The organism is Herbaspirillum sp. B65 (assembly GCF_000333555.1).
GTDB classification, from domain to species: Bacteria; Pseudomonadota; Gammaproteobacteria; order Burkholderiales; family Burkholderiaceae_D; genus Herbaspirillum; species Herbaspirillum rubrisubalbicans.
Genome location: NZ_BADI01000258.1, coordinates 1 through 2,924, shown reverse-complemented (window position 1 = coordinate 2,924; position 2,924 = coordinate 1). Strand labels below are relative to the sequence as shown.

The following is a 2,924-nucleotide window of genomic DNA, read 5'->3' as shown; positions in this document are numbered from 1 at the left end:
GATATAGTCCAGCCGCGGCGGTGCTTCTTCCGTGAGCGATGTCGACAGCGTCCGTAGCTGTGCCAGGGCGCGCTCCAACTGGGCTTCCTGCTCGCCTGCGGCGCGTTGGGCCAGCAGGCTTTGCAGACGTGTGACGGTCAGTGCCAGTCGCTCCTGGCTGACGGGCTTGAGCAGGTAGTCGATGGCGGCGCGTTCGAAGGCTTGCAGCGCGTAGTCGTCATAGGCGGTGACGAAGACGATCAGTGGGAAGGGGCGTTGCGCCGGCCATTCCTCGGCCAGTTCGCGCGCTACCTCCAGGCCGTTGCGCCCCGGCATCTTGATATCCAGGAACAGCACATCCGGCTGCAACAGCAAGGCCTGCTCCAGCGCCTCGTCGCCATTGGCCGCCAGTTGTGGTGTCGGCAATTCCGGCCAGCAGCGCGCCAGGGCCTGGCGCAGCGCCTGGGCCAGCAGCGGTTCGTCTTCGGCAATCAGGGCAGTGGGTGCAGCCATGGGGCCTCCGGTGATTCAGCTATCGAGCAGGCGGCTGTGCTTGCTGCTGCGGTGCGCCGCCTTGAGCGCCTTGAGGGGAATGGTGATCTGCGCCATGGCCCCGGCCGGCACGTTGTGGGTGATGATCAGTTCGGCCAGCGGGCCATAGAGCGTGGCCAGGCGTTCGCGGATATTGTCCAGACCGAAGTGCATACCGATGACCGGTTCCTTCTGCGCCGGCGGCTGGTTCAGGCTGATGCTGGTGGGCAGGCCGACGCCGGTATCGAGCACGCTCAGCACCAGCATGTCGTTGTGGACGGCAGCGCGCACGGTGCAGTTGCCGCCTGCGACCTTGGGTTCCAGGCCGTGCTTGATGGCATTTTCCACCAGCGGCTGCAACAGCATCGGCGCCAGGCGCAGCCGGCCCAGGTGTTCCGGTAGTTGCAGGGTATAGCTCAGACGCAATCCCATGCGCAGCGACATCAGGCCGAGATAGGCCTTGATCAGATCGAATTCCTTTTGCAGTGATGTGCTGTCGGCACGGGAGGCCGACAGTGTGGTGCGCAGGTATTGCACCAGTTGGTTCAACATCAGTTCGGCCTGCAGCGGATCGGTGCTGATGAGCGATTGCAGCGTGGCCAGCGTATTGAACAGCATGTGCGGCTCGATCTGGGCCTGCAGCATCTGCAACTGGGCCTGCACTGCCTGCTTTTCGACCTGGCTGGCGTGCGCCTGCAGAGCGGCCATCTTCTGGCGGTTCCAGAAGAACAGGGTGGCGCCGAAGCAGACCAGGAAGGTCAGGACGATGACCGCAATGACGTTATCGCGATGTTCGGGCATCAGGCTCAGGATCGGCTGGTCCAGCAACAGGCTGGCCAGGATGCGCCCCAGCAATACCGACAGCGGTGCCATCACCGTGATGATCACCAGGAAGCCCAGCTTGTTGGGCTCGCCATCGCCCCAGATCGCCAAACGCGTACCGTTGATGAGCAGCATGGCCAGCAGGCCGATGCACATCGACACCTGCAGGTTTTCATAGAAGCTGCCGCCGATGCGCATCAGGTAGGTCACAGCCAGTGCGCACAGCAGGTTGATCACCAGCGTGGGCAATAGCGATAGCGCCAGCTCGCGCAGCAGGATGATGAAGCGGTGGGGGACGGAAGTATCGTGTTGGGTCATGCGTTCCTGTGGATGAAGCAAACAAGCCGCACGCGCTGGCAGGGCCATGTCAGCGGCGGCGCAGTTCACGGGCGATCATCGCCTGCTTCCAGCTGGCGGGTAAGCGCCCGAATACGCTCAAGGCGTGGAATAGTACCCCGATTCCCCAGCCAAGGAGAGGTCCCAGGCTCCACCAGTGGTCATGCGGGCCGGCCAGATTCAACAGCAGCAGTCCGGCGTTGACTGCCAAGTAGATGGCCAGGTGGCGGAAAAAGCCCAGTTGTCGCTCTACCCGGCGTTCGGCACGGTCATGGTCAGCGGCAGTAATGGGACTGGAGGGATGGCTCGGGTCGGGCAGGGTGGTGGTGTCGGATGGGCGCATGATGGACTCGCTGGGTGGGTGGAAGATGCGCCAAGGATGCGCCACGTGGTCGCTCCTCTCCAGCACCGGGCGACCAGCAGCGTTTTTTGCGGTGCCAGATGCTTGAAGCGCGGCGTGATCTGCTCTACCTTATGCGCCCAGTCTCAAGCAATGCCTGCCCTCCCATCCCCTTATTTCGGAGAACCTCATGTGGCCCTATCCCCCCATCCTCGCCCATCGCGGCGGCGGCACGCTGGCGCCGGAAAATACCCTGGCCGCTTTTCGCACCGGGCTTGAACACGGTTATCGCGCGGTCGAATTTGACGTCATGCTCACCCGCGACGAGGTCCCCATCCTGATGCACGACCCACAGCGTGGCCGCACCCTGCCGGGCGCGGGAAAGATCGCCGAGACCGACTGGGCCGAACTGCGCGAGCTGGAAGCCGGTGCCTGGCTGGATGCGCGTTTTGCCGGGGAACGCATCTGCACCCTGGAGCAGGGCCTGGACTTTTGCCTGGCGCACGGCATCTGGATGAATGTCGAGATCAAGCCGGCAGCCCCGCAATACGCCCGCCGTACCGCCGAACTGACCGCCCAGGCGGTGGCGCGCCGCTTTGAAGGCAAGAGCGGGTCGGCGCTGCCGGTGCTGTCCTCGTTCTCCTTCGAGGCCCTGCTGGCGGCCAAGGAAGCGGCGCCGGCCCTGCCGCGTGGCTACCTGGTCGATGTGATGGCCGAGGACTGGCAAGCGCGCCTCCTGGCCGGGTTCGTGCTGTTCTACACCTTCCTGCTGGTGGTGGAGATGATCCTGATGGTCAAGTACGCCCGCCTGGGCCCCAGCAGCCTGCACACCGGCAAGTACTACTGGGAAAGCAAACACCAGGACAGCGGCCCGGATGACGTCCTGCCGCCGCCCCTGAACCCCGCCGCCAACATG

Annotated in this window: 4 protein-coding genes; 1 reads left to right on the top strand and 3 read right to left on the bottom strand. The window is 64.3% G+C overall.

The genetic code is table 11. The features are described from left to right. The 3 genes from I5W_RS06775 to I5W_RS06765 all read right to left on the bottom strand — a co-directional run. Positions 1 to 492: LytR/AlgR family response regulator transcription factor (locus I5W_RS06775; RefSeq protein ID WP_044528657.1), on the bottom strand; the 492-nt coding region annotated here is incomplete at its 3' end. A 15-nt stretch (positions 493 to 507) separates the two neighbouring features. Next, on the bottom strand, positions 508 to 1,650 hold the full coding sequence (locus I5W_RS06770) for a sensor histidine kinase (RefSeq protein WP_044528656.1): 1,143 nt from the start codon (positions 1,648 to 1,650) through the stop codon (positions 508 to 510). 49 nt (positions 1,651 to 1,699) lie between these two features. Beyond that, positions 1,700 to 2,056: a 2TM domain-containing protein gene (locus tag I5W_RS06765; RefSeq protein ID WP_044528655.1), complete on the bottom strand. Its 357-nt coding sequence runs from the start codon at positions 2,054 to 2,056 to the stop codon at positions 1,700 to 1,702. A gap of 142 nt (positions 2,057 to 2,198) precedes the next feature. Between I5W_RS06765 and I5W_RS06760 the strand changes: the two genes are divergently transcribed. Then, positions 2,199 to 2,924 (top strand): glycerophosphodiester phosphodiesterase family protein (locus I5W_RS06760; RefSeq protein ID WP_252716922.1); only part of this gene is annotated, 726 nt, incomplete at its 3' end.

What these genes read in the sequence shown, in the direction of transcription:
- I5W_RS06770 (WP_044528656.1), bottom strand. Translation starts at nt 1,650, where the DNA reads ATGACCCAACACGATACTTCCGTCCCCCACCGCTTCATCATCCTGCTG.